Genomic DNA, 22,639 nt, shown 5'->3' on the forward strand with positions numbered 1-22,639 from the left:
ATACGACGTATAATTAGACGTAATATTTTCCAAAAAGTTGCGAAAAAAGCTCCCTGTCGACAGATTTTTCTGTTTCGACAGGGAGCTTTTTGGGTAGAATGATTATTTAGCCTGGTAATTCCCTATAGGCTCCCGTTATTATCTAGCAATAAGATTTACGATAATCTGGCTTGATGCTTCTCCTCATAAGCGGCGATTTTGTCGCTATGCTGCAGAGTCAGGCCGATATCGTCCAGTCCAAGCAGCAGGAACTGACGCCGATGCTCATCCAGATCAAACGAAAGATTAAGCCCTTGGTTATCGGTAATGCTCTTATTCTCCAGATCGATAGTCAGCTGGTAGCCTTCATTGGCAGCAGTGAGCTCAAACAGCTTCTGAACTTCTTCTTCCGAAAGCTTGATAGGCAGAATTCCGTTTTTAAAGCAGTTGTTATAGAAAATATCCGCAAAAGACGGAGCGATGATAACTTTAAAGCCATAGTCCAGAATGGCCCAAGGCGCGTGCTCACGGGAAGAGCCGCATCCGAAGTTGGCCCGGGAGATCAGAATGGATGCTCCGTCATAACGGGGCTTGTTTAATTCGAAATTCGAATTGACTTGCCCGCTTTCATCAAAACGCCATTCGTAGAACAGAAATTGTCCGAAGCCGGTTCTTTCTATTCTTTTGAGAAATTGTTTCGGGATGATCGCGTCCGTATCCACATTCACACGGTCCACGGGAGCTACCACTCCGGTATGCTTTTTAAAAGGTTCCATATCTAGCAACTCCTCTTATTCTTTTAGTTAAATTGCCAATTGCGCACATCGACGAAACGTCCTTCGATAGCAGCCGCAGCCGCCATTGCCGGCGAAACAAGATGTGTCCGTCCTCCGCGTCCTTGACGGCCTTCAAAGTTCCGGTTGGAGGTCGAGGCGCATCTCTCGCCAGGGCTCAGGACATCCGGGTTCATCGCCAGACACATGCTGCAGCCCGCATCGCGCCATTCGAATCCGGCCTCAATGAAGATTTTGTCCAAGCCTTCCTTCTCCGCTTGGATCTTGACACGTCCCGAACCGGGAACGACGATCGCATTCACATTAGGAGATACTTTGTAGCCTTTGGCTACCGAAGCCGCCGCACGCAAGTCTTCGATTCTTCCATTCGTACAGGAGCCGATGAAGACCCGGTCCACTTTCAACTCCGTCATCGGGGTTCCGGGAGTAAGTCCCATATATTCAAGGGCTTTTTCCGCTGCTTTTCTTTCATTCTCCGTAGCAAAATCTTGCGGATTTGGCACCGAGGAGTCGATGCTTGTTCCCATTCCCGGGCTAGTACCCCAGGTCACTTGAGGAATAAGGGAGTCGGCATCAAACTCAACCACACGGTCATATACGGCCCCTTCATCCGTTACGAGACTCTTCCATTCTTGAACGGCCTTGTCGAATGCTTCACCTTGGGGCACGTATTCGCGACCGCGCAAGTATTCGAACGTCGTTTCATCCGGAGCGATCAGACCCGCGCGAGCGCCTGCCTCAATCGACATATTGCAGACGGTCATCCGCTCTTCCATGGATAAGGAACGAATCGCTTCCCCGGTATACTCGATAACATATCCGGTAGCGAAATCCGTGCCGTACTTGGCAATGATACCCAGAATCAAGTCTTTAGCCGTTACGCCGGGGCTCAGCTTGCCGTTAACGCGAACCTCCATCGTCTTCGACTTGGATTGCTGCAGGCACTGAGTAGCAAGCACATGCTCAACTTCACTCGTTCCAATCCCGAAGGCAAGCGCACCGAAGGCTCCGTGCGTGGAGGTATGGCTGTCTCCGCATACAATGGTCTTCCCGGGGTGCGTCAATCCGAGCTCAGGCCCCATGACATGGACAACCCCTTGATCCGTGCTTTCCAAATCAAACAGCTTCACACCGAAGTCGGCACAGTTCTTGGACAGAGTGTCGATTTGCTGCTTGGAAATCGGGTCGGCGATATTGAAACGGTCCTTGGTAGGAACGTTATGGTCCATCGTCGCAAAGGTTAGATCCGGACGGCGCACCTTGCGCCCGGCCAAACGAAGCCCTTCGAAAGCTTGCGGCGACGTCACTTCATGCACCAGGTGCAGATCAATATAAATGATGCCAGGCTTTCCTTCTTCCTGATGAATGATGTGTTGGTCCCAAATTTTTTCGTACATCGTTTTTTTCGACATCTTTTTCACCTCTACGAAAATTCTCCATCGATAAAGATCATCCATATTCGATTAATACCTATAGTAACATCTCTCTCTTGATTGTTCCAAGATATAATATCTATAAGTTTTATAGGAAATTAATATAAAGACTCTCTTTATTCCGTATTCCGCCTATAAGCGGGGGGCGCTTGATCTCTAATCGATCGTTCAAGCCGCTTTTTGCGCCCACTGCACTCCGACAAGAAAGTGCTCAATCATCCGACAAGAAAAGACATCGACATTCCGCCAAACATGGTTCTCATGAGACTCGCCGTAAGCATATAACTGTCTCCCTCTAATCTACCTTGAAAATCCGTCTATTTTACCGTCTGCAGGCATCGTTGCAAGCGGAGCGGCACGTCTAACTGTATTTTGTACAGGTAGATTCAAGCGAATGGGCGAAAATGATCAAACTAACTGGATAAACTACAGTTAAAATGGGCAACTTTGGGCGAAACGGCTGTTTTGGCGCAAACTAGCTGTAGGTTTTCCAGTTAGACCCGAATATAGAAATCTAACTGTATGAAATCCATTTAGTTTTCAAATTTCACACTATTGAAGCAAGGTGCCGCGGTCAGAGGCATGGGGGTCTAAATGGTATGTCTTCCTTGCTATCGTGCAATAATAGCGGATCTGCAGCCTCTTAGGCGCGATTCATGCCTTTTCGCCCCTTTTGACCATTATCCCTTTCACTCAGTGTCCTTACCGGCCCATCTCCACCTTTTTTCCGCCCCTTTTGATCGTTATCCCTTCCGCTCAGCACATCGCTCGCCGGGCAATACCTCTTTTTCCGACTCTTTGACCAGTATCCCTTTCACTCAGTACCTTTACCGGCCAACTCCACCTTTTTTCCGTCTCTTTGACCATTATCCCTTTCGCTCAGTAGCATGGCTCCATTGAACAATTATCCCGTAAGCTCAGGCTCTCCAAGGAAATGATGCACCTGTTCGGCTCCCAGGGCTTGGATCCGGACCCGGAAGGGATTGAACATAATGCAGAAGCATAGAAAAGGACGAACAGGCGATTTAAGCAGCCTTTCTGATATAAGGGGATAACAGTCAAAAGCCCGGATCAACGATCTTCGTGAGGACGTTTCCTTTCTGTCCAGTCTCCTTAATCCGTTTTTTTCTATCGTACAATACTAGCGGACCTGCAACCTCTTAGGCGCGATTCATGTCACTTCTCCGCCCCATTTGACCAGTATCCCTTTCTCTCAGTACCTTTACCGGCCAACTCCACCTTTTTGCGCCCTTTTGACCGTTATCCCTTTCACTCAGTACATTTAGAAATTTTCCATACACATCCTTCAGTCATAATCCCGAAAGCAATTTCTGCCACTTCTTGTCCTCTAATTTTCCGGAAGCATCCCCAGTCTATAGAACATCGCTGTCCTTTGAAAATACTTTTCCTGAACGAAGGGGATAACAGTCAAAAGCACATAGCATAGAAGCAAAATACAAAATTCTGGCAGGCTATCCACTCCAAAGCACGACCGCGCTTATAAACTCGAACAGGATGCCTATGTCTCCTACTTGACGCCGCAACTTTGTCCTTATAACGCTGCGGATGTATAATATCATGAGAAGAGCAATGATAAATAAAGCCAAATTTGTATACGGCAATAAAAGCGTTCAGATCTGCAGTTCTCCACATCTCCCGAAGCTGCAAACCTTGTCAGATTCCCCTTACCACTTGAGGGAAAAGCTTGCGGTGGGGTTGGTGGGAAGGTTTATTGCCGACGCTATAGAAAAAAATCTTTAATGTGATGGGAATAACCAATAAAGGAGATCCTTTCTATGGAATTAAGACAACTGCAGTATGCAGTCCAGATAGCAGCCGAAAAAAACTTCTCGAGGGCGGCGGAAAAGCTGCACATTGCCCAGCCTTCCTTAAGCCAACAGCTTTCCAAACTGGAAAAGGAGATCGGGGTTCTCCTGTTTCAGCGCAATACCAATTCCGTGGAAATGACCTACGCCGGCACGGTCTTTGTCGAGAAGGCGCAGATTATTCTGGATAAGGTTTCCCAGCTCAAAAAAGAAATGGAGGACATTTCGCAAATGCGAAAAGGCAAGCTGATTGTCGGCAGCTTGCCCATTACCGGGTCCCATATTTTACCACTCGTCCTCCCCGTCTTCCAGCAGCAGTATCCGGAAATTGAAATTCAACTTGTTGAAGAGACCTCGGCGAACCTGGAGCGGCTGGCGGCAAGCGGCCAGACAGATATCAGTCTGCTCTCCCTGCCTCTGGCGGAGCGCTCCCTTTCTTACCTGCCGCTGATCGAGGAGGAAATTCGCCTCTGCGTCCCTCCCCATCACCCGCTTGCCCAGTCAGCGTCCGGGGATGATGCCGTGCGGATCGATACCCTTCGGGAGGAGCCCTTTATTATTTTGAAAAAAGGCCAGGGCTTCCGCCAAATCACAATGGATTTGTGCGGAGCGGCCGGTTTCGAGCCGCGGATCGTGTTCGAAAGCACCAATATCGATACCGTCCAATCACTGGTCGCCGCCGGTATGGGGGTCGCCTTCGTTCCCAAGATGGTAGCGAGGGTACAAGGGGAGCCGCATGCCCCCGTCTATCTCCCTCTGGACGGCCGGCCTACAAGAACGCTGGTCATCGCCTATCGGCACGGGCGCTACTTATCCAAGGCAGCGGAAGCTTTTATCCAGGTACTGCAGGAGGTCGTTCAGAACCGTTAAATTGGAAAACTTAGGGCCGGGCTTACTCCACCAGCCCCGTTCTTTCCACACTCTCCACGAAATAGCGCTGAGCCAAGAAGTAGATAAGAAGCGGCGGCAGAATGGTCAGGAAGCTGGCCGCCATCTTGATCGCCTCCGACATGTACAACGGCATATCCGCCGCCTGCATGAACTGGTTTATACCTACATCCAGACGGGACATCTGCACGGCGAGCGGCACATTCTTCGCTTCGCTCAGGAACATTCTCGGCATGTAGGTGTCGTTCCATGTCCATACGAAGGAGAACAGAAACACGACCAGAATGGCCGGTTTCGCCAGCGGAAACATGACCCGGACATAAAATTTGAACGCGCTCGCCCCGTCAATCTTGGCCGCTTCCTCCAGCTCCTTGGGCTGCGTCATAAAAAACTGCCGGTAAATGATGACGAACAGAGCGCCTTTGACGCCAAAGCCGAACAGCGCCGGGATGACCAGCGCCGCCAGCGAGCCGTCCAGCCCCAGCTGCGAGTAGGCAATAATCGTAGGCAGCACCACGACTTGAGGAGGTATGATGAAAGCGAGCAGCAGCAGGAAGAACACCAATTTTTTGAACGGAAATTCAAGCCTTGCCAAGGCGTAGCCGGCAAAGCCGCATGAAATGCAGTGAAACACCGAGGCCACAAGTGCCACGACGAGGCTGATTGTGAAGGAATTGCCGTATTTGAGCACCTTCCACGCCGTCTGCAGATGCCCCCAATAGAGCGATGACGGAATCCATGTCACCGTCGGATCGATCAAGTCCTTGGCGTCCATGACCATTTTGACAACCATCTTCATAATGGGATGTAGGTAAATATAAGATGTGCAAATGAAAATGGTATATAGAAACAGCTTGAAAACAAGCCCTTCGTTAATTTCCCGTCCGAGCGTCATATACTTCAACTGACGGACCGGGTCCTTGAAGGTGATCCTCCTCTTCAGCTTCATCAGGATCGTATTCATTTCGCACCCCTCCTTATGCCCGCGACGCTCTTTGGTTCCGGTTTAGCCTGCTGTAAATCCACAGCACCAGCGAGAGAAAGATGATGATCACAAGAAAATAAATCCAGGCCAGGCTGCTGTTGTATCCGTAATTTCCCTTGCCGATTAACGAGATAATCGGATTGAACGGAAAGGTAAACATATCGACGACGGTGTAGATCAGATTGAGCAGAATGAACGGTGACATCGCCGGGATTGTAATTTTCCAGAACACTTCCCACGGGGAAGCCCCATCGATTCTCGCGGATTCGTAGGCAGATGCCGAGATGGTCTGACGACCGGCCAGGAAGATTAGAATCTGCACCCCGGAATACCAGAGGACGAGCACAAAGCGGTTCAACACTTCCTTAACCGGTTTGGCCCAGGAGCTGTCTCCCAGGAAAGCATCGAGATAACTTCCGAGAGCGAACCGTTCCAGGAAACCGAGGCTTCCTTCCCCCTGGTTGACGAACTCCGTCAGCACATAACCGGTCGTAAAGATCACCGGCAGGAAAAATATGCCCCGGAACAGGAAGCGGCCTCTCAGCTTCTGATTTAACAAGATGGCAATGAGAAGCGAGAAGATTAGAATAACCGGGATCATGATGACCACTTCCTGGAAAAACGGAATCAATTCGTCGTAGAAGGCCGAGCTGCCGAACAAAATTTCCCGGTAGTACTTTAATCCGACGAACTCGTAGCTCATCCGGGTCGGCAAAATTTTGACGCTGTGAAAACTCATATATAAAGAAAATACAAGCGGAAACCCCAAGAACACGATGAATCCGATCAGCCATGGGGCGATAAACAAGGTGCCTTCCAGATTCCGCATGAAACGGGCGTTCAATCTCTTCTTTTTCCCCATATTACTGCCCTCCCCGAATCACGGCAAAATCATTCGCCTGAACGACCAGGCCTTCGTTTGAGTAAGGATAAGCATTGTAATTGACGACCACCCGATGTCCGTTCGCGTACGTCGTTTCCATCACCCCTTTGGCCAAGGCCCGATGATCCGTAATGAACTCGGTTCTAACCTCGCTCAAAGCATCATTGTATAGCTGATATTGGGTAACTATCTGCTCCAGCCAATCTTTGTAGTAGGTGCTGTAATACCGGTTTAGCGACTTCGATTTCAACAGCTCCTGGGAAGGGGAGGAAGTGACGACGAAGGACGGCTCCGCCCCATACTCGATTCCGCGAAGATAGTTTTCCGTATAGTTGCCGCTCAGATTGGCATATTCGAATGAATAGCTGACCAGTCCATGCAGGGCGATCTGTGCGAAAGGCACCGTCCGGTCGACGAACAAATCATAAGAATAGTCATTGGACAGACCGTCCCAATGCTCTGCAAATTTGCCTGCGTATACGTTGCCTTCCGCTAGCTGGATACGTCCCAGCTCCTCTTGCGCTGTCTGCAGCAGACGCCTCTGCAATTCCAGCGACTCGGTCCGGGTCAGGGAATATCTATCGTTGTAATCGGTATTAAGGATATCACCGATGCCGTCTCCGAATAGTAGGCCATCCACACCCAGTTCTTTCACCTTCTGCATATCCCGGAGGACCACCTCCTCCATGAAGCGGGGGCTGACGAAGGTCGTCTCGTCCTCCCGGTTCCACGAACGGAAGCGGATAACGGACGATCCCTGATCGCGCAGACCGTCCCGGCTGCCGCGGAAGCCATCCCTGCCCGTATTATTGAAGGTGTAGGAACGGGCATCCAGAAAGAGGGAGAAGCCTTTGGAGCGGACAAAATCAGCCAGCCGCTTCATCCCGCCGTTTCCGCCCAATCTCCGGTCGACCGGGAAATGCCCTCCGGCTTTGCTGTATCCTCCCTTTTGCCACCCGAGATAGACGACGGACATATCCTCCACTCCCAAATAATGAAGCTGCCGTACGATCTCCTCCGCTTCGTCCGTTGTTGTCAAAGGGAGATAGGAATCCCAGAGGAATCCTTTGGCTGTATCGCCTCCAAGCAGGTGAAGCTGCAGCCGGACACCTTCCTCCGACGCAGGGAGCCGCTCATAGCCGACCTCTTCCATCAGGTATTGACGATACCGGCCGGCCATTCGCGCATAATCCGGCTGCTCCTCGAGAAGATAGTAGCGGACCGAGCGGTCTCCTGCCGTCAATTCCTTGCTATAGGTATAGAAGCCGGCGGTTCTTCTTGTATTGGACGGTTGAAAATGTTTAAACCGATAAATTTGCTCTACCGTCGTCCAATTGTACTGGCTGAAGGATTTGGATGGAGCCGCCAGCACGCTTGCATACTCCGCTCCCTGATGGGCCACGGCGACAAATCCTTTGTCCCCGTCTTTGATCCCGAATACGGGCATTCGCACGGGAAGACGGTTGGAGAAGGTGGTTCCGCTGCTATAAGCCCAATCCTCGCCATAAATTCTTTCGTTATAAAAGCTGGTTGTATTCGCGCGGTCCTTCTTGAAATCAATCAGCGCTCCGGAGCCATCTGGAATTAACAGGAAACCGTTCTCCCCATCCGATGCTTGAGCGCCGAAAAATGGAAACAGGCGCAGCGAAACCAATCTCGCTTCGGGGTCTTTCTTGGCGTTCGACTTGGCATTTGCCTTAGTATTGGGCTTAGCCTCCTCCTTCTGTGCCTCCTTCACATCCTTAAGCCCTTCCTCCAGGACGGTTGTTTCCACATAATCGTCTTTAAGCCGGACCTGTACCGGGATGACGAAGCCGAGATTCGGCATCTCATAGGTGATTTTAAATCCATCGTTTATTCGTTCGAAGGAGGAAATTTTACCGGATTGCTCGTAATAGTTGGATTCCTTCAACAAATCCCTCCGTACCTTAAACTCGACGAAGCGGAACATGAAGGGGGATTTCAGATGCACTCTCCAGGCTTTGGAGTTTTCCTGACTGCTCCAGTATTGCGGATCGGGATATGATCTCCAGACCTGTTCCGATTGTTTGCTGAAGACGATGAAATGGCCCGATTTAGGATCTGCCTTCAATTGATACCGCCCATTGTCCGCCACGATTTGCATAGCCGATTCCTTAGGGAAATCCGGCTCCTTCACGTTAGGATTAGCTGCGGCCGGCTTGGCTTCCTCCTCCTTGCCGGGAGCCGGCTTCTGACCCTCATTGGACGCCTCCTGGCTCCCATTCTCCGCTGCTTTGTCTTCCTTGGCCTGAACCGGTGCTTGACCGGCAAAGACCATAAGGACGGGCATACAGGAGAGGACGATGGCCACGGCCAGGGCAGTCAGATTTCGTTTCGCTTTCATAAACCGGATCACATCGACACCTCCTGGTACAGCGTATAGATGAAGTCCACAAATTCCGAGGATAGACCGAGAATGATGAAAATAAGAACCCAGAGAGCGATCATCGCCACAATGGTTAACAGAATATTTACGATCGTCTCGCCCACGCTGTAATTTTGCAGAGACTGGATCTTCCAGAAGAAAAGCAGCCCGCTCCAGCCAATCATCAGCCATTCGAAAAAGCTGTATATGGAATTTTCGCTCAGCGTCATGATATTGGATATGAGCGCCAGCGGCACCCCCAGCAGCACGATGGGGAACAGGGCATAAGCGCTCCCTACGAACACGTCTTTAAAGCGGGCCTCCCCCTGGGAGATCGAGCCTATCAAGTAGTGGCAGATCATCCAGGTCAGCAGCAGGACGGCAAACGTAACAATGATGGGCGCTCCCCTGAGCTCATTGGCCGGAACCGGATTAAAGCTGAAGCTCGTCAAATTTACTTTGGCCAGCAGCATCATAATGACCAGTGCCAGCAGTGCAATAGCGCTTATATAGCCGCCCCTGTTCAAATATCGGAGATCGCTGAAGCCGTCCAGCGGATGCCGCAAAATATAGAAGGCGTGACCTAACTGCTTCAGCCAGATGTGCTCCATCCATCTCGGCCTGGTCCTTGGCAGTAAACGCCAGCCGAATTTCTTCTTCAGCCGGCCCCCGGCGACGCCGGCAACGCCGACAGCCAGCACTGAATTGGCGAGAATAGAAAAGTTATGCTGAAACCACTGCAGCCTAAGCTGCCAGAAAGCATCGGAATAACCCTCCGCATTACCGGCCAAACGATACATCTCCAATGCGGTCTTGTAATCCTCCTTGTGGAAGGCTGAAAGAGCCAGCCCTTCATAAGCGGGAGTGAACAAAGCGTTAAGGCGCACCACTTGATTCCAGTAGGCTTCGCTTTCCGCATATTTGCCTTCCTGGGTCAGCTTGTAAGCGGTATGGACGGCCGCTCCGAATTCCGTCGGTTTGAACACCTGAATCAAGTTGAGGGAATCGTCCAGAATGAACATCTCATTGCTCGAGTTGGTATCGACCGCCACGGGGCTCTGATTGATACCGACCAGCGGAATTCCCGCCGCTACCGGTCCCGACCAGTAAAACAGCAGCTTGCCGCTCGGATCGTACTGGGCGACGATATTCATGGCCTTATCGATCACCGTCAGATTTCCGTTGGCATCCACGGCGACGTCGGCAAGCTGTGCCTCGGGGTAGCTATCCCCTTTGCGGAAATAGCGGGAGCGCTCGGTGAAGCTCAGCTCCTTCCACAGGTTATCTCCCCGTATATTCAGTTTTTTGACCTGCTCGGTTTTCGAGCCGGATACGGAATAGATGAATCCCTGCTCATCAATGTCAATATTGCGGATCGTCGTAGGGAGAAGTCTGACCTGGCGGCTGAGCTGCTCCTTCGTGTAGAACATTCTGCGGATCCGGTCCATAACGGATACTTCCGTTGAATTCGTCCCGAAGAAGCCGAAGAATTCTCCCTCCGGGTCGAACTGCACAATCCCCTGATAGCTTCCCTGCGAGATGACATAGACGAATCCCCGTTTATCGACCACCATGTTGATCGGCTCATAGACGAACGAATCATTGATAAACCGCGACTTGGGGCGTTTGAATTCCTGAACGAATTCCCCTTCCCGATTCAGCCTGGCCACACGCTGGTTTCCGCTATCTGCTACATAAATATCTCCGGCCTCGTTAATGAACAAGCCTTGGGGTTTGTTCAAAGGACTCTCGGGAACCGTCAGGACACGAACCACCTCACCATGTTCGTCGAAATGAACGATCCGGTTGTTATCGGTGTCCGCCACATAGATATGGTCATTCCGGTCCACGAATAAATCCTTTGGCGCTTTGAGCGGAGAATACACCTTATTGCCGTTGTCATCCTCAATATAAATATCCTGTCCGATAGTCCCTATCGGGGCGTACGCAGGCTGAGTGTAGACGACCCTCCCGAAGCTGTCTCTTGTGAAGGTGGAGAAGGGAACTTCCGCATGGGCGGCAATCGGCCATATCACTGCAAGCAGGAGCACCAAGATCAATATCCCTGCCAGCCGTTTACGCGGTTTGGATGCCTCCATCTTACCCCCTCCTTTACTTGATCCCCGAGTGAGCCATCGTAGTGATGACCTTGCGTTGGGCAATTAGAAAGATGATCAGGGACGGCAGGAACATGATCAGCACTCCGGCAGCGGCCGCCCCTTGCCTGGCCACTGTATTCGCCAGGTTTGCCGTTAGGGTGGACATATAGAACGGCAAGGTCTTCATGGACTCCTCCTGCATGAAGAAGATGGAGGTTTCGGCATTCCCCCACGCCGATTGGAATGCCAGAATCGTAATCGTCGCGATGGCCGGACTGACGACCGGGAGGACGATACGGGTGAAGATTCCCCATTCGGACGCTCCATCGATTTTGGCCGCATCCAGCAATTCGTCCGGCAGCTGTTCCATAAACTGCTTGAGCAGGAAAACCCCTACGGGCAGCGCAAGCATCGGCAGAACGTGACCCCAGTATGTGTTCATGATGCCCAGGCTCTGAACGACGACATAACGGGGAATCGCGATCGTATCCGTAACGAACAGCAGTGAGACGATAATCGTGCCGAAGACGAGCTTGGAGCCCGGGAATTTATGCTTTGCCAATGGATAAGCGCACAGTGCGCCTACCACTACCATGCCGATCGTGGCCAGGATCGTTACGACCACGCTGTTGAAGATATAGCGGGAAACCGGAACGAACGTGCTCTGCGTCAAATTGAGCAGCTCGATGAAATTCTGTGTCGTCGGCTCCCTGACGATGAATGTCGGCGGAAACAGAAACAGCTCGTGAAGCGGCTTGAAGGCATGATTAAAAATATAGACCAACGGCAGCAGCATGAACGCGGATAGCAGAGTCAACAGGACGAACAGAAAATATTGCGTACGGTCAATCCGCCGCAGCACGCGGATTACGGCCTTCCATTTTTGCCTCATTCCTTCTCTCCTCCTTCCTCCGTGCCGAACAAGTACCAGAAGAACCGGCTCAGAATAAACATCATCAACAGAAGAATGATCGATATAGCGCTTGCATAACCCAGCTCGAAACGGATAAATCCGTAGTCCTGAATATGATTCGCCATCAATTGTCCCGCATAATTCGGGGTTGGGTTGCTGCCGGACAGATCGGTTCCTATTCCGCCGGAATTTAACGTATGGACAATGGCCATAACCGCGGCGAAGAGCATCTGCGGCTTCATCATCGGAATCGTGATATACCAGATTTCCTGCAGGCGGCTGGATATGCCGTCAATGCGTCCGGCCTCGTACAGGGTGCGGTCTACGTTGAGAATTCCGGCCAGTTGGGCCAGGAAACCGATCCCCATACTGGACCAAATGGAGACGATAATCATAATATTCAGCAGGTAATCCGCATCCAGAACGAAATAAATCGGTTCGTCAATGAAACCCCAGCGCAGCAAAAAACTGTTGATATATCCGGTCCGGTCACCAGTAAACATCACCTGCCAGACGACCGCCATGGCTACCCCGGCCGTTAGCGACGGCGCATACATAGCCAGGGCGTACCAGATGCGGACGGCGTTCGGGAGCTGCGAGATGAGCCAGGCCAGAATGAAGGACAAAACATAGCCTATGGGCCCTACGAACAATGCGAATTTGAACGAATTGGGCAATACATGCTGCAGAAAAACGATATCTTGGGAGAAAATGTTTTGATAGTTGTTCCACCCAACCCAGCTTGGAAACTCAATCGCGTTGAAATAGGTAAAGCTTAACAGCACTCCTGCAATAACCGGAATAAGAATGAATATGGTAAAAGCCAGAACGAATGGCGCAATGAACAAATAGGACAGCCTGTATTTGTACATTTCCGAGAGAAGATGCTTAAATTTGCCGGACAAGGTTTGCTGGCTCCTCTTCTGTCCAGCCTGAAGCCTGTGCTGCCGGACCGGGGCATGAAGGTTACTCGACAAACGGATCCACCCCTTTCCACGGTTCCGTCACTTGCGGAAGCTCCAGCGTTCTGAGCACATTCTCCTGCTCATCAACCAAGCGGAATTCCTGCTGCTTGCGGATCAATTCCCTCTTGATCTGCTTGACGGCCTTCTCCAGCGATATCCGCGGGTTCTCATCGTCTATTGTGGCCCGATTCCAGGCGAAGCTCAGCTCTCTTGTCGTCATGTAACCCCCGGGTACATTCGGAATATCCTTCAGCCATCGCCACTGCTCCAGAATGACCTGCAAATCCTCCGGCCGCCAAGGCATATGAACGAACGCGTTAATGTTGGCCGAATTCCAGCGGAACGCCTCCCCGCGATACTGCTCGAGATTCAGGCCGTATTCCGTCTGTATGTCATCCGACATATACCACTGCAGGAATTTCCAAGCGAGTTCCTGCTTTTCCTTGGGCGTATCCCGGAACAGCATGGCACTTGTCGTCTGCAGGCTAGTGCCCCCGGACCAGCGTACGATGGACCCGTCCGGCTGTTTCGTGCCGGGCACCGGAGCGATTCCCCATACATTGAGAAGCTCGGGAGCGGCGACAAGAAGCTGCATGTATTGATTGAAATCAGCTATCCCGATCGGCATGAAGCCTTTCCGGAACTGGTTATAGAAGCTCTGCACCTGACGTTCCATTCCATGGACGTTAAATAAATCGGTCCACTGCTTGAAGGAATCGAAGGCCTCCGGCGTATCCAGCCCGGTATTCAAACCATCCGGAGTATACATCTCGACCCCGTTCTGATAGAAAATATAGGAAAAATCATTCGGATCGACGTAGAAATTCGCTTGATTCTGCAGCAAGGTAGGCACCATATCATATACTTCCTCCCACGTATCCGGCACCTTCAGCTTCAAGCGCTCCAAAATATCCTTCCGGTAGAACATCACCTTGAAATTAATCGTTTCCGGGACACCGTAATATCCGCCGTTGTAGTAATACGGAAGCATCGCACCCGGATGGAACTTGTCGAGAAACGGCCCGGCGCCGGGCAATTCCGACAGATCGAGCGCAGCGTTGCGCAGCGCCATCTCGAAGGGCATATCTCCGGGAATACCGAGGGCAATGTCCGGCAGAATCCCTCCCGCCTTGGCCAAAATGAGCAGATCCTTCGACTGGATCAGATTGACGTTGACCTTGATCCCATGCTCAGGCGTAAATCGCTCGTCCGCCAACTGCTGAAGCTCGTCAACATAATCCCGACCCCACAGCATCCAGACGTTCAGCTCCTCGTCCTTCTGCTCATTCAGCTTGTTGCTGTCGGTAAAGGAAGCGAACAAGGAGACTATAGCCCCCCACAGCTTCTGGAAGAAGCCGGCCGTCAATTTCGGGAATTCCGCCTGCACGGAGGCGGCATAAATTCTATCCACCTGCAGCGGAGCCTCTAATAAAGCCGTGCGCTGCGTTTCCAGCTTCTCCTGCATCGTTCCGATATTAATCTGGCGATATGGAATTTCATTCGGATTCTTCAATAAATCTTCGATGTCCTTGGCGCTCGATTCGAAGGACTGGGAGACGGTATCGGTCATCCCGTTAATTGCGATCATTTGTTCCGCAAGCCAATTGTACTGCTCATGCAGCTTCTTCAAACGGTCCACCAAGCCGGGAAGCTCCTTCTCCACGTCCCAAACCCGGAATTCGTCTACCCGGTTGCCGGTAGCGGTTCTCAGATCGAGCGAAATGTCTCTCCATTCGCTCGCCATGCCGTCAATAACGACCAACAGAGGGATGAACGGCTCGTAATTGACTTCCATTGAAAGTGTGTGAGTCCCTTTCGTCAAATAAAATTCGTAAGGCTCCCCTTCCTTATCCGCCAGCGTAACGCCCTGCCAGGAGGTCGCATAGGGAAACCCGTAATGCTTCATTTCCTGAAATGGAATTTCCCCGTCAATAGAAATGCTGCGGAATACGGACAGATTTTTATGAAAATTTTGCTTAACGCGCATGGCGAGCTTGTATCTTCCGTCCTCCGGCACGTCCAGCTCCCAGGTAACGGCCTGTCTGCTGCGATACCAGCTCCCCCCGCCGATTGTATTGAACCTTACTTTATAGATGGAATATGGGGTCGTGAGCGGATCGCGATCATACTGGACCTGAATGGACGTAGAATTTTTAGAATAAAAATGCTCCGCTTCGACCTCGATCAGCCGGGCTTCCTCAGAAGACTCCTCCGGATATTCCGATCTGACCTCGGCATAATCCCGAATCGATTGGGGCGGGTTTACGTGCAGCGCCTTAATGGCCAGCGGCTGTCTGACGGCTTCCAGACGAATTCGGTTTGTTCCTTTCTTCAGCGGCCACAGAAGAGGCTGTGAATAAGCGCCTTCCGAATCGCGGAACGGCTGGTTCCTCCATTCCCCCAGCTCTTCGACCAGTGATCGGAGCTGGTTGTCTTCTTTGTCAAATTTCGGCTCCAGATCGCGGAATTGTCTCTCGAACTGAATCGACCTTGCTTCCCTGAAAGGGTGCTCCCCGTTAATCCGCACGGACAAGATAACGGCTTGCCGGTTGCCCCCGTCCTCCTCCGGCAGCGGATAATAATCCAAAGCGAGCTCATACAGCCCGTCCTGCTCTGCCTCGACCTCATATTCGATCCAGCCCTTGACATTCTTCCATACAAGAACATCGTTCTCGCCCTTATAAGCCCCTATCCGCACCTCTGCTTGCTCGGAGCTTGCCGCAAGCCGGTTCGCCGGAACATAAGCCCCCTCCTTCCCTTCCGCCCAGCCCTGCTCCTGCCATTCCTGGCGAATCTCGTAATAGAAGGGGCCGGATTCCAAGGAGGATTCGTCACCGGAAATGACAGCTGACTTGGCGGCGGACGGCGCCGATGCCGCCAGACCGCTGTGCGGCGCAGCGAATAAACCGGTCAGCATGGCGCCGATCAGCATCACAGCGGTAAACCGGGATCTGTTCCCTTTATTTGTGTAAGCCATCGGTATCCTCCTTCCGCGCTATAATGGGGTGATAAAATGATTCGCATCGTACCTTCTTTCACCAGACCTCCAAGGTCAATCTGTTAACAGCACCCCGGTCGTTTTATGAAAAAACAAAGCTTTATTCATGTCCAGCGCCACGGTCACCTTCGTTCCGTCATCGTAATGATGTCTCGGATGCGCCCGTACGACCAGCGTTTGCTCAGTACCAATATCCATATGGTAATAGCGGTCGGAGCCCAAAAATTCGTTGAACTGCAGAATACCCGTAAGTACGGAATCAGGGAAGGCTTCCATGACGATCTCGTCAAAGCTTATGTTCTCCGCACGAATTCCAAGGACAACGGTCATATCCACCAAATTTTCCTTGCGTAGGTGATACGCCTGCTTCTCTGTAAGCCGCAACTTGAACCGGTTCGTATGGAAATCAAGCTTTCCCGCTTCCTCCCTGATCCGCCCGTCTATAAAATTCATGGGAGGATTGCCGATAAAATTGGCCACAAACATATTGACCGGCTTGTTATAGACCTGCTCGGGGGTATCGACCTGCTGAATGACCCCCCGGTTCATCACCACCACCCGGTCCCCCATCGTCATCGCTTCTACCTGATCGTGAGTGACATAAATCATCGTGACTCCGATTTTGCGGTGCAGACTTATGATTTCCGAACGCATCTGCACCCTGAGCCGTGCGTCGAGATTGGACAGCGGCTCATCCATCAGGAAAGCCTGAGGGGTCCGGACGATGGCACGGCCCAGGGCGACCCGCTGCCTTTGTCCCCCCGATAGCTCCCGGGGTTTGCGATCCAGATAGTTTTCGATCTCCAGCACACGGGCCGCCCGTTTGACCGCCAGATCGATTTCGTGCTTCGGCTGTTTGCGCAGCCTGAGACCGAAAGCGATATTTTCATAGACACTCATATTCGGATAGAGGGCGTAATTTTGGAAAACCATGGAGATGTCGCGATCTTTGGGCGGATAGTTATTGACGATGGTGTCCCCGATGTAGATCTCCCCTTCGGAGATATCCTCCAGACCGGCAAGCATTCTCAGCGTCGTCGATTTCCCGCAGCCGGAAGGGCCGACGAACACAAGAAATTCCTGATCCTCCACTTCCAGATTAAAGTCCTTCACAGCGACTTCTTTGTATTTTCCATACCGTTTGTAAACGTGGTTAAACAAAATTCTGGCCAATGGTAAACCTCCCTGTACCTCGGTTTCGTTTCTCACCTTGCCGATTTCATATGTCTTTCTGCTTCGTGCAGGGTCATTCTCTTCTGGACTTTTCTTCGGCTATCCTCATTTCGGCCTTCTCCTGGACTACCCGCAGGAATTCGGGGATGTTCATGTCGGATTCGGCAAACTCCGCCAGATGGCCGACGATATCGACGTATTTATCCCACGGACTGACTCTGGATGGGGGAAGCGCTGGTGTACGGGCCACGAAGGCGCTTAAATTTTTGCCGTCGAAGATTTCATAATTGGCCCCATAACGCTCATTGATTTCCGGCTGATTAAGCACCGTCAACCCATCCGCGATTTCAGCCAGCACCGTCTGATGATCCGCAGATACGACTTCCATCAGCACCTGGAAGGCAGCCTCCTTGTTTTCGCTATATTTATTAAGGATAAGGGGGTGGGAAAAATGAGTCGGCGCAATGTCCGGGAGCTCCGGCCATACCGGGAGCGGAGCAATATCGATCGACCGGGCTTTGTCCGGATCTCCGATTCCCCAGCGCAAATATCCCGGCCAGGAAACAATCATGGCCACCGTGTTCTTGGTGAATTCATAATCCTTGCGGGCTTCCGGATCACTGTTATACAGGCCCGGAATATTATAAAACGCTTTCATTAATTCCATATATTTATGAACGGCAGGCTCTTGCGATATGAGCACCTCTCCCGTCTCGGGATCCGTCAAGTTTACCGTCAACTGCATAAGCGGGACAAGCGCTTCCGTGCCTGTAAAGCCCGGTCCCATTTCCAGCCCCCGGTATTGGATTCCGTCCTTCACCGCTGTCAGCCGTTTGGCCAGATCGAGTACATCGTTCCATGTCATATCATCTGTCGGATAGGAAACCCCGAAGAGGTCGAATACTTCCTTGTTGTAAAATAAAGCATAATTATCCGCCGACGTCGGCATTCCGATCAGCCTTCCTTCCTTATCCCAGGCCCGGTACAACGCAATAATCGACGGATCAAGCCTATCCAGATCGAATTCGTATTGTTCCGCCAGAGCGTCCAACGGCTCAATCATTTCGAGCTCCATGAGCGGCTCGATGCCCCAATTGGCAAAAATGAGATCCGGTACTATTTTTTTGGCGTTCAGTTCCTGCAGCGGCTCCAGCTCGGCCCGGGAATCAATGAGCTCCAGTCTAATATCGGGCAGTTTCTCGTCAATGTCCTTAAATCGTTCATCGAAAGCCCCTTGGCCCCAAGGGTACAGAACCCGGATCGTAACTTCCTCCTGGGGACCTTCATCGGATGTCCCCATGTTTGCGGGAGGGGTTGAGATATCCGATTCATCGGCAGATCCCTCCATCCCTGTATTGGCAGTGCAGCCAGAAACGATAACCGACAACAAACCAACGGCCAGCAAAGCAGGAAATCCGCCTGATTTTCGAACTCTGTTCATTGACGTCCTCCTTAAATTCATCATTCCATGATGGTTAATAAGGATGATCAAGCCCACTCCATTAGCTAAAGCAATCAAGTTTAGCTTTCTTTCCGTTCCACGGTCTTAATGCTCGATTATCTACAAAATAGCAGGGCAAAAAGGATGTAAATAGATTTTATCCAAAATGGTGTGAAGACGGTGTGAATTTCCATCGGCTTGACCCCCCTCGTTTCTTGGGAAGAGAGGTCCGAATGGACAGAGAAAACTCCTTAAACAGTGCATGATTTTGGAATGACACCGGCATCCTTTCTGAAGCTGTCGATTCATTGTGGAAAAGGCGCTCAACAGGATGTTGCACTAGTGAAGTCCAACAGCAAAAACGTAACGGACCTGGGTGACCCTATTTCGTAGTTTCTCACATGATCTTGGTTGTACCTCATTAATATACAGCCTCTTTCTGACTGTTATCCCTTCTGCTCAGTTCCTTCATACCTGGCCGTTCCTTCATAATGATGCCGATATCTCCTTCTCCGTCCCTTCTGACTGTTATCCCTTCCGCTCAGTACCTAGAAAAGCTTGATCCGCATCATTCACTATTTTTTTCCCGAAGGCTTTGCCCGGTCTGCGGCCGGTTGGCGGAGGACTCCCGGAAGAGTTTCAGGAGACCCGGTTTATGTCGACCTGACTGCTGCGATGTTGGTGGGGTCCTACCGAGGGGAAACCGGGTCATAGGACTCGTCTGAGTCAAGGGGATAATAGTCCAAAGCCGCGTGACGAAGGGATAAATGTTTGAGTAGGAACACCACTGGAGGAAGTAATATCAAGGGGCTGGCTAGCATACGTTTGAGGGAGTTTGATTTATTATCTATTGGCGCCAAAAAAACCTCACCCCCCATAATCCATGGGCAGCGAGGTTCCAAAAGTCATACCGCTTCGAAAGGGAAGCCAAAAAAGGATGCGAAGTGTCAAACGTGACCTACAACCGGCGACTTCCTTCACTCATCCTCCCGGACGCGGTGAATAATCAGCATGAAGGATAATTGAACAGCCGTCATAACGAAAGCATACAGCCAAACACCTGCCCATAAAACAAGGGGGTGCCAAAAAGCATGCAGCAGTAAGCTGAACAGTGCAGATACAGCATAATAAATGCCGACGACCGCAGCCGTAGCCGCAGGCGCTTCCTTCCAATAGAAACGGCTTCTTCTCATGCCTGTATCGATATTCAAATGATCAACCACCATTGCCAGCTCCAAATAAATGTACCGGATGCGCAGGGCGAGAAATAAAACGAGGGACGCAAACAAACCGACCGCTCCGAAAATAAGAACGAGCAAAGTCGTTGCAGCGGTCTTCGCCAGAGCTACGATGATATAAAACAAAATAAAGCGGACCCAGGCCCTTCTCCCGTCTTTGAGAAATTGCCGGAAACTCCTCCGCTCACCCCGCAGCGCTTTATCAAGAGATGCAATGTAGCCTCCCTGCATCAGTGCCGTCAATAAGAGAAACAACAGAGTGACGAGTCCTATAACCGGCCCCCCGCCATGACGACTAAGAAAATCAGGCGAGTTCATAATTATAGGAACATTGATCAGATGGCCAAGCGAAGGAAGACCCATATCGAGAATGAGCTTGACCGATATTTGGGAGGTGCCGATAAATCCAACGGCGAGCCAGCCGGCGGCAAGCCCGGCCGAATCCATTAACGCAGGATAAAGCAGCAACGACGGATTACGGCGCAATGTGTCGAAAGCCCTTACAAAAATCATGTATACCCTCCGTTCGGATGCCGTTATTCGGTAAAATGATTATGGCATTCGCTGTATGACATGGGGGATACGGACCAGAAACGTCGATCCTCTGCCTACTTGACTTTTGACCTCAATGGTTCCCCCATGAGCTTCCACCAATGCCTTAACGATGCTGAGGCCTACTCCCAAGCCCCCGATATCCCGGGAGCGGGACGGATCCGCGCGGAAAAACCTTTTGAAAATATGCGGCAAATCCTCTTCGGAAATTCCAATTCCATTGTCGGAGCAATAAATCAGCGTTTCCGATTCGTTGGAGGACAGGCCAACCTCAACGGTGCCTCCGTCAGGAGTGTATTTGATGGCGTTAGAGATAATATTGGACAGGATTTGAATGATCCGGTCCGGGTCCACCTCCGCGATACAAGGCGTATTGGGATGATGAAACAAAAATTTCATATTTTTTTCCTTGGCGAGGAATAAGTAAGCATCATGAATTCCTTTTACGATCTTCGTCATTTGCACCCGTTGAATGTTCAGCTTGAACCTGGCGGTTTCCGCTTCGGACAATTTTTCCATATTGTCAACCAGCCGGGACAGCCTGTCAATTTCGTCGTACATGCTCTGCAGGTGTTCCTCCGTCTTCGGATATACCCCGTCCAGAATGGCTTCAAGCCGCGATAAAACCGAAGTCAGCGGCGTCCTCAGCTCATGTGTCAAATCAACCAGCATTCGCTTGCGCCAAATTTCCTGTTGATTGACATCCTCCATAAGAACATTGATCGTCCGATACAGTTCCCTGAGCTCGCTTGTTCCTTCCGGAATCAACCTCTTGTCCCGATCCCCTTTGAGAATCGGCTGTACCTGCCTGCTTCCATTGCGTAACGGAGCAGACAGTCTGCCGGAAATCACGATGCTCAACAGCAGTGAGGCAAGCAGGGCAACGGCGAAGGCAAGCTGCATCTTCCTCTCGGAATCCTGCTTCCAATTGGCAAGTGAGGCGATCTGATATTCATCGGCCTTATCGAAATAAGCATTTATATATCCCTGCACCCCGCCATTAACTATCACTGGAATCTGTACCTCATACAACCTTTCGGACGGAATGGAGAAATCCGAGAGATTCCCGCTGTATTCGTAGAGAATCGTTTCCTGATCGGGCCCGTAGCAGCGAACTGCGGTTGAAAACAACCTGGAGGTGCTCTCCAGCTTCTCCCGGATTGAAGCCGGTGTTGGGGCCTCGGTTAAGTAGGTCCGGACGACGGAAGCCATTCTGTAGGCTTGTTCAGAGTAATACTGCTCCTTATATCGTTCCAAGAGGGATTTCCCTTGTTGGGACAGAACAGCATACAATCCTGCAAGAACGAATGCCGAGGTCAGCCATACTGCCGCGAATGCCGCCCATCGGGTTCGAATAAACCGGCCCCTCCCCTTCATCCAACATCTTCATCCGGTTGATAATTGAACTTATAGCCCGATCCGATCTTCGTAACTATGTATTGGGGATTTTTGGGATCCGGCTCTATTTTGCGGCGAATGTTCTTGATATGGGCGTCCATGGTCCTGCCGTCCCCGATAAACCGGTAGCCGTGCACTTCATAAGACAAATCATGGCGGCTGTATATTTTCCCCGGATTCTTAACCAACAGATTAAAAATTTTAAATTCCGTACATGTCAAATTGGCTGGCCTGCCTTCCACATAGACATCCTTGGCTTCAAAATTTACGATCAGACGGCGGTTATTAAATTTCATAAAGCGGTTTGGTGTTGGGGAAAGCGAATTGATTCTGCGTTGAAGCGCATTAATCCGGGCGATTACTTCCTTCATCCGGAACGGCTTCGTAATGTAATCATCAGCCCCCAGGTTCAACCCGTTTATGGTATCGCTTTCATGAGCCTTGGAAGTCAGCATAATCAGAGGGACATTAGAAATAGAACGGATCTGCCTGCACAGTTCTTCCCCGGACATGCCCGGAATCATCAAATCCAGAACGATTAAATCCAGCTTGAAGGTTTGAACCTTCTGAAGGGCTTCCCTTCCATCACCGGAAGTATGCACATTCCAACCTTCTTTGATAAAATAAGATTTAAGCACGTCGCGAATCGTTACCTCATCTTCAACAATCATGATATCCATCTTATATA

General features: G+C 51.0%; 15 protein-coding genes. 1 reads left to right on the forward strand and 14 read right to left on the reverse strand.

Annotated features, from left to right (window positions below):
- Positions 1-155: 155 nt before the first annotated feature.
- Both leuD and leuC read right to left on the reverse strand, forming a co-directional pair.
- A complete protein-coding gene (leuD, locus tag ACTHRH_RS03935; RefSeq protein WP_150959840.1) occupies positions 156-755 on the reverse strand; it encodes a 3-isopropylmalate dehydratase small subunit in 600 nt (199 codons plus the stop codon).
- A gap of 23 nt (positions 756-778) precedes the next feature.
- Positions 779-2,185: a 3-isopropylmalate dehydratase large subunit gene (gene leuC / locus ACTHRH_RS03940; protein WP_150959839.1), complete on the reverse strand. Its 1,407-nt coding sequence runs from the start codon at positions 2,183-2,185 to the stop codon at positions 779-781.
- Positions 2,186-4,002: 1,817 nt separating this feature from the next.
- On the opposite strand from leuC, the gene ACTHRH_RS03945 reads away from it, so the two are divergent.
- Positions 4,003-4,902 (forward strand): LysR family transcriptional regulator, encoded by a 900-nt coding sequence (locus ACTHRH_RS03945; RefSeq protein ID WP_144933261.1) that lies wholly within the window; start codon positions 4,003-4,005, stop codon positions 4,900-4,902.
- Between the two features lie 22 nt (positions 4,903-4,924).
- On the opposite strand, the gene ACTHRH_RS03950 is transcribed toward ACTHRH_RS03945, so the two are convergent.
- From ACTHRH_RS03950 to ACTHRH_RS04005, 12 genes are all read right to left on the reverse strand, one after another.
- Entirely contained in the window at positions 4,925-5,884 is a 960-nt protein-coding gene (locus tag ACTHRH_RS03950) for a carbohydrate ABC transporter permease (protein ID WP_379285633.1), read from the reverse strand.
- Positions 5,885-5,897: 13 nt separating this feature from the next.
- Positions 5,898-6,767, reverse strand: coding sequence for a carbohydrate ABC transporter permease (locus ACTHRH_RS03955; RefSeq protein WP_379285631.1), 870 nt, complete (start codon positions 6,765-6,767; stop codon positions 5,898-5,900).
- A 1-nt stretch (position 6,768) separates the two neighbouring features.
- A complete protein-coding gene (locus ACTHRH_RS03960; RefSeq protein WP_440414238.1) occupies positions 6,769-9,165 on the reverse strand; it encodes a DUF5696 domain-containing protein in 2,397 nt (798 codons plus the stop codon).
- Complete coding sequence (locus ACTHRH_RS03965; RefSeq protein WP_144933264.1) at positions 9,162-11,273, reverse strand: YIP1 family protein; 2,112 nt, start codon at positions 11,271-11,273, stop codon at positions 9,162-9,164. The genes ACTHRH_RS03960 and ACTHRH_RS03965 overlap by 4 nt, the downstream gene beginning before the upstream one ends.
- Before the next feature lie 13 nt (positions 11,274-11,286).
- Positions 11,287-12,165, reverse strand: coding sequence for a carbohydrate ABC transporter permease (locus tag ACTHRH_RS03970; RefSeq protein ID WP_144933265.1), 879 nt, complete (start codon positions 12,163-12,165; stop codon positions 11,287-11,289).
- A complete protein-coding gene (locus ACTHRH_RS03975) occupies positions 12,162-13,058 on the reverse strand; it encodes a carbohydrate ABC transporter permease (protein WP_144933388.1) in 897 nt (298 codons plus the stop codon). Before ACTHRH_RS03975 ends, ACTHRH_RS03970 begins: the two co-directional genes overlap by 4 nt.
- Positions 13,059-13,152: 94 nt before the next feature.
- Positions 13,153-16,128: an extracellular solute-binding protein gene (locus ACTHRH_RS03980; protein WP_440414241.1), complete on the reverse strand. Its 2,976-nt coding sequence runs from the start codon at positions 16,126-16,128 to the stop codon at positions 13,153-13,155.
- A 75-nt stretch (positions 16,129-16,203) separates the two neighbouring features.
- Positions 16,204-17,322, reverse strand: coding sequence for an ABC transporter ATP-binding protein (locus tag ACTHRH_RS03985; protein ID WP_144933267.1), 1,119 nt, complete (start codon positions 17,320-17,322; stop codon positions 16,204-16,206).
- 73 nt (positions 17,323-17,395) lie between these two features.
- Entirely contained in the window at positions 17,396-18,763 is a 1,368-nt protein-coding gene (locus ACTHRH_RS03990) for an ABC transporter substrate-binding protein (RefSeq protein WP_440414243.1), read from the reverse strand.
- 977 nt (positions 18,764-19,740) lie between these two features.
- Entirely contained in the window at positions 19,741-20,514 is a 774-nt protein-coding gene (locus tag ACTHRH_RS03995) for a hypothetical protein (protein WP_144933268.1), read from the reverse strand.
- 39 nt (positions 20,515-20,553) lie between these two features.
- Complete coding sequence (locus ACTHRH_RS04000) at positions 20,554-21,930, reverse strand: sensor histidine kinase (protein ID WP_379285621.1); 1,377 nt, start codon at positions 21,928-21,930, stop codon at positions 20,554-20,556.
- Positions 21,927-22,631, reverse strand: coding sequence for a response regulator transcription factor (locus tag ACTHRH_RS04005; RefSeq protein WP_144933270.1), 705 nt, complete (start codon positions 22,629-22,631; stop codon positions 21,927-21,929). The genes ACTHRH_RS04000 and ACTHRH_RS04005 overlap by 4 nt, the downstream gene beginning before the upstream one ends.
- Between the last annotated feature and the right edge of the window lie 8 nt (positions 22,632-22,639).

Source organism: Paenibacillus sp. SAFN-117, from assembly GCF_051966115.1.
GTDB lineage: Bacteria > Bacillota > Bacilli > Paenibacillales > NBRC-103111 > Paenibacillus_L > Paenibacillus_L residui.

Coding starts and splice junctions, on each gene's coding strand:
- ACTHRH_RS03990 (WP_440414243.1), bottom strand. CDS start 18,763: ATGAACAGAGTTCGAAAATCAGGCGGATTTCCTGCTTTGCTGGCCGTT.
- ACTHRH_RS03975 (WP_144933388.1), bottom strand. CDS start 13,058: ATGTACAAATACAGGCTGTCCTATTTGTTCATTGCGCCATTCGTTCTG.
- ACTHRH_RS03945 (WP_144933261.1), top strand. CDS start 4,003: ATGGAATTAAGACAACTGCAGTATGCAGTCCAGATAGCAGCCGAAAAA.
- ACTHRH_RS03965 (WP_144933264.1), bottom strand. CDS start 11,273: ATGGAGGCATCCAAACCGCGTAAACGGCTGGCAGGGATATTGATCTTG.
- ACTHRH_RS03995 (WP_144933268.1), bottom strand. CDS start 20,514: ATGATTTTTGTAAGGGCTTTCGACACATTGCGCCGTAATCCGTCGTTG.
- ACTHRH_RS03980 (WP_440414241.1), bottom strand. CDS start 16,128: ATGGCTTACACAAATAAAGGGAACAGATCCCGGTTTACCGCTGTGATG.
- leuD (WP_150959840.1), bottom strand. CDS start 755: ATGGAACCTTTTAAAAAGCATACCGGAGTGGTAGCTCCCGTGGACCGT.
- ACTHRH_RS03955 (WP_379285631.1), bottom strand. CDS start 6,767: ATGGGGAAAAAGAAGAGATTGAACGCCCGTTTCATGCGGAATCTGGAA.
- ACTHRH_RS04000 (WP_379285621.1), bottom strand. CDS start 21,930: ATGAAGGGGAGGGGCCGGTTTATTCGAACCCGATGGGCGGCATTCGCG.
- leuC (WP_150959839.1), bottom strand. CDS start 2,185: ATGTCGAAAAAAACGATGTACGAAAAAATTTGGGACCAACACATCATT.
- ACTHRH_RS04005 (WP_144933270.1), bottom strand. CDS start 22,631: ATGGATATCATGATTGTTGAAGATGAGGTAACGATTCGCGACGTGCTT.
- ACTHRH_RS03950 (WP_379285633.1), bottom strand. CDS start 5,884: ATGAATACGATCCTGATGAAGCTGAAGAGGAGGATCACCTTCAAGGAC.
- ACTHRH_RS03970 (WP_144933265.1), bottom strand. CDS start 12,165: ATGAGGCAAAAATGGAAGGCCGTAATCCGCGTGCTGCGGCGGATTGAC.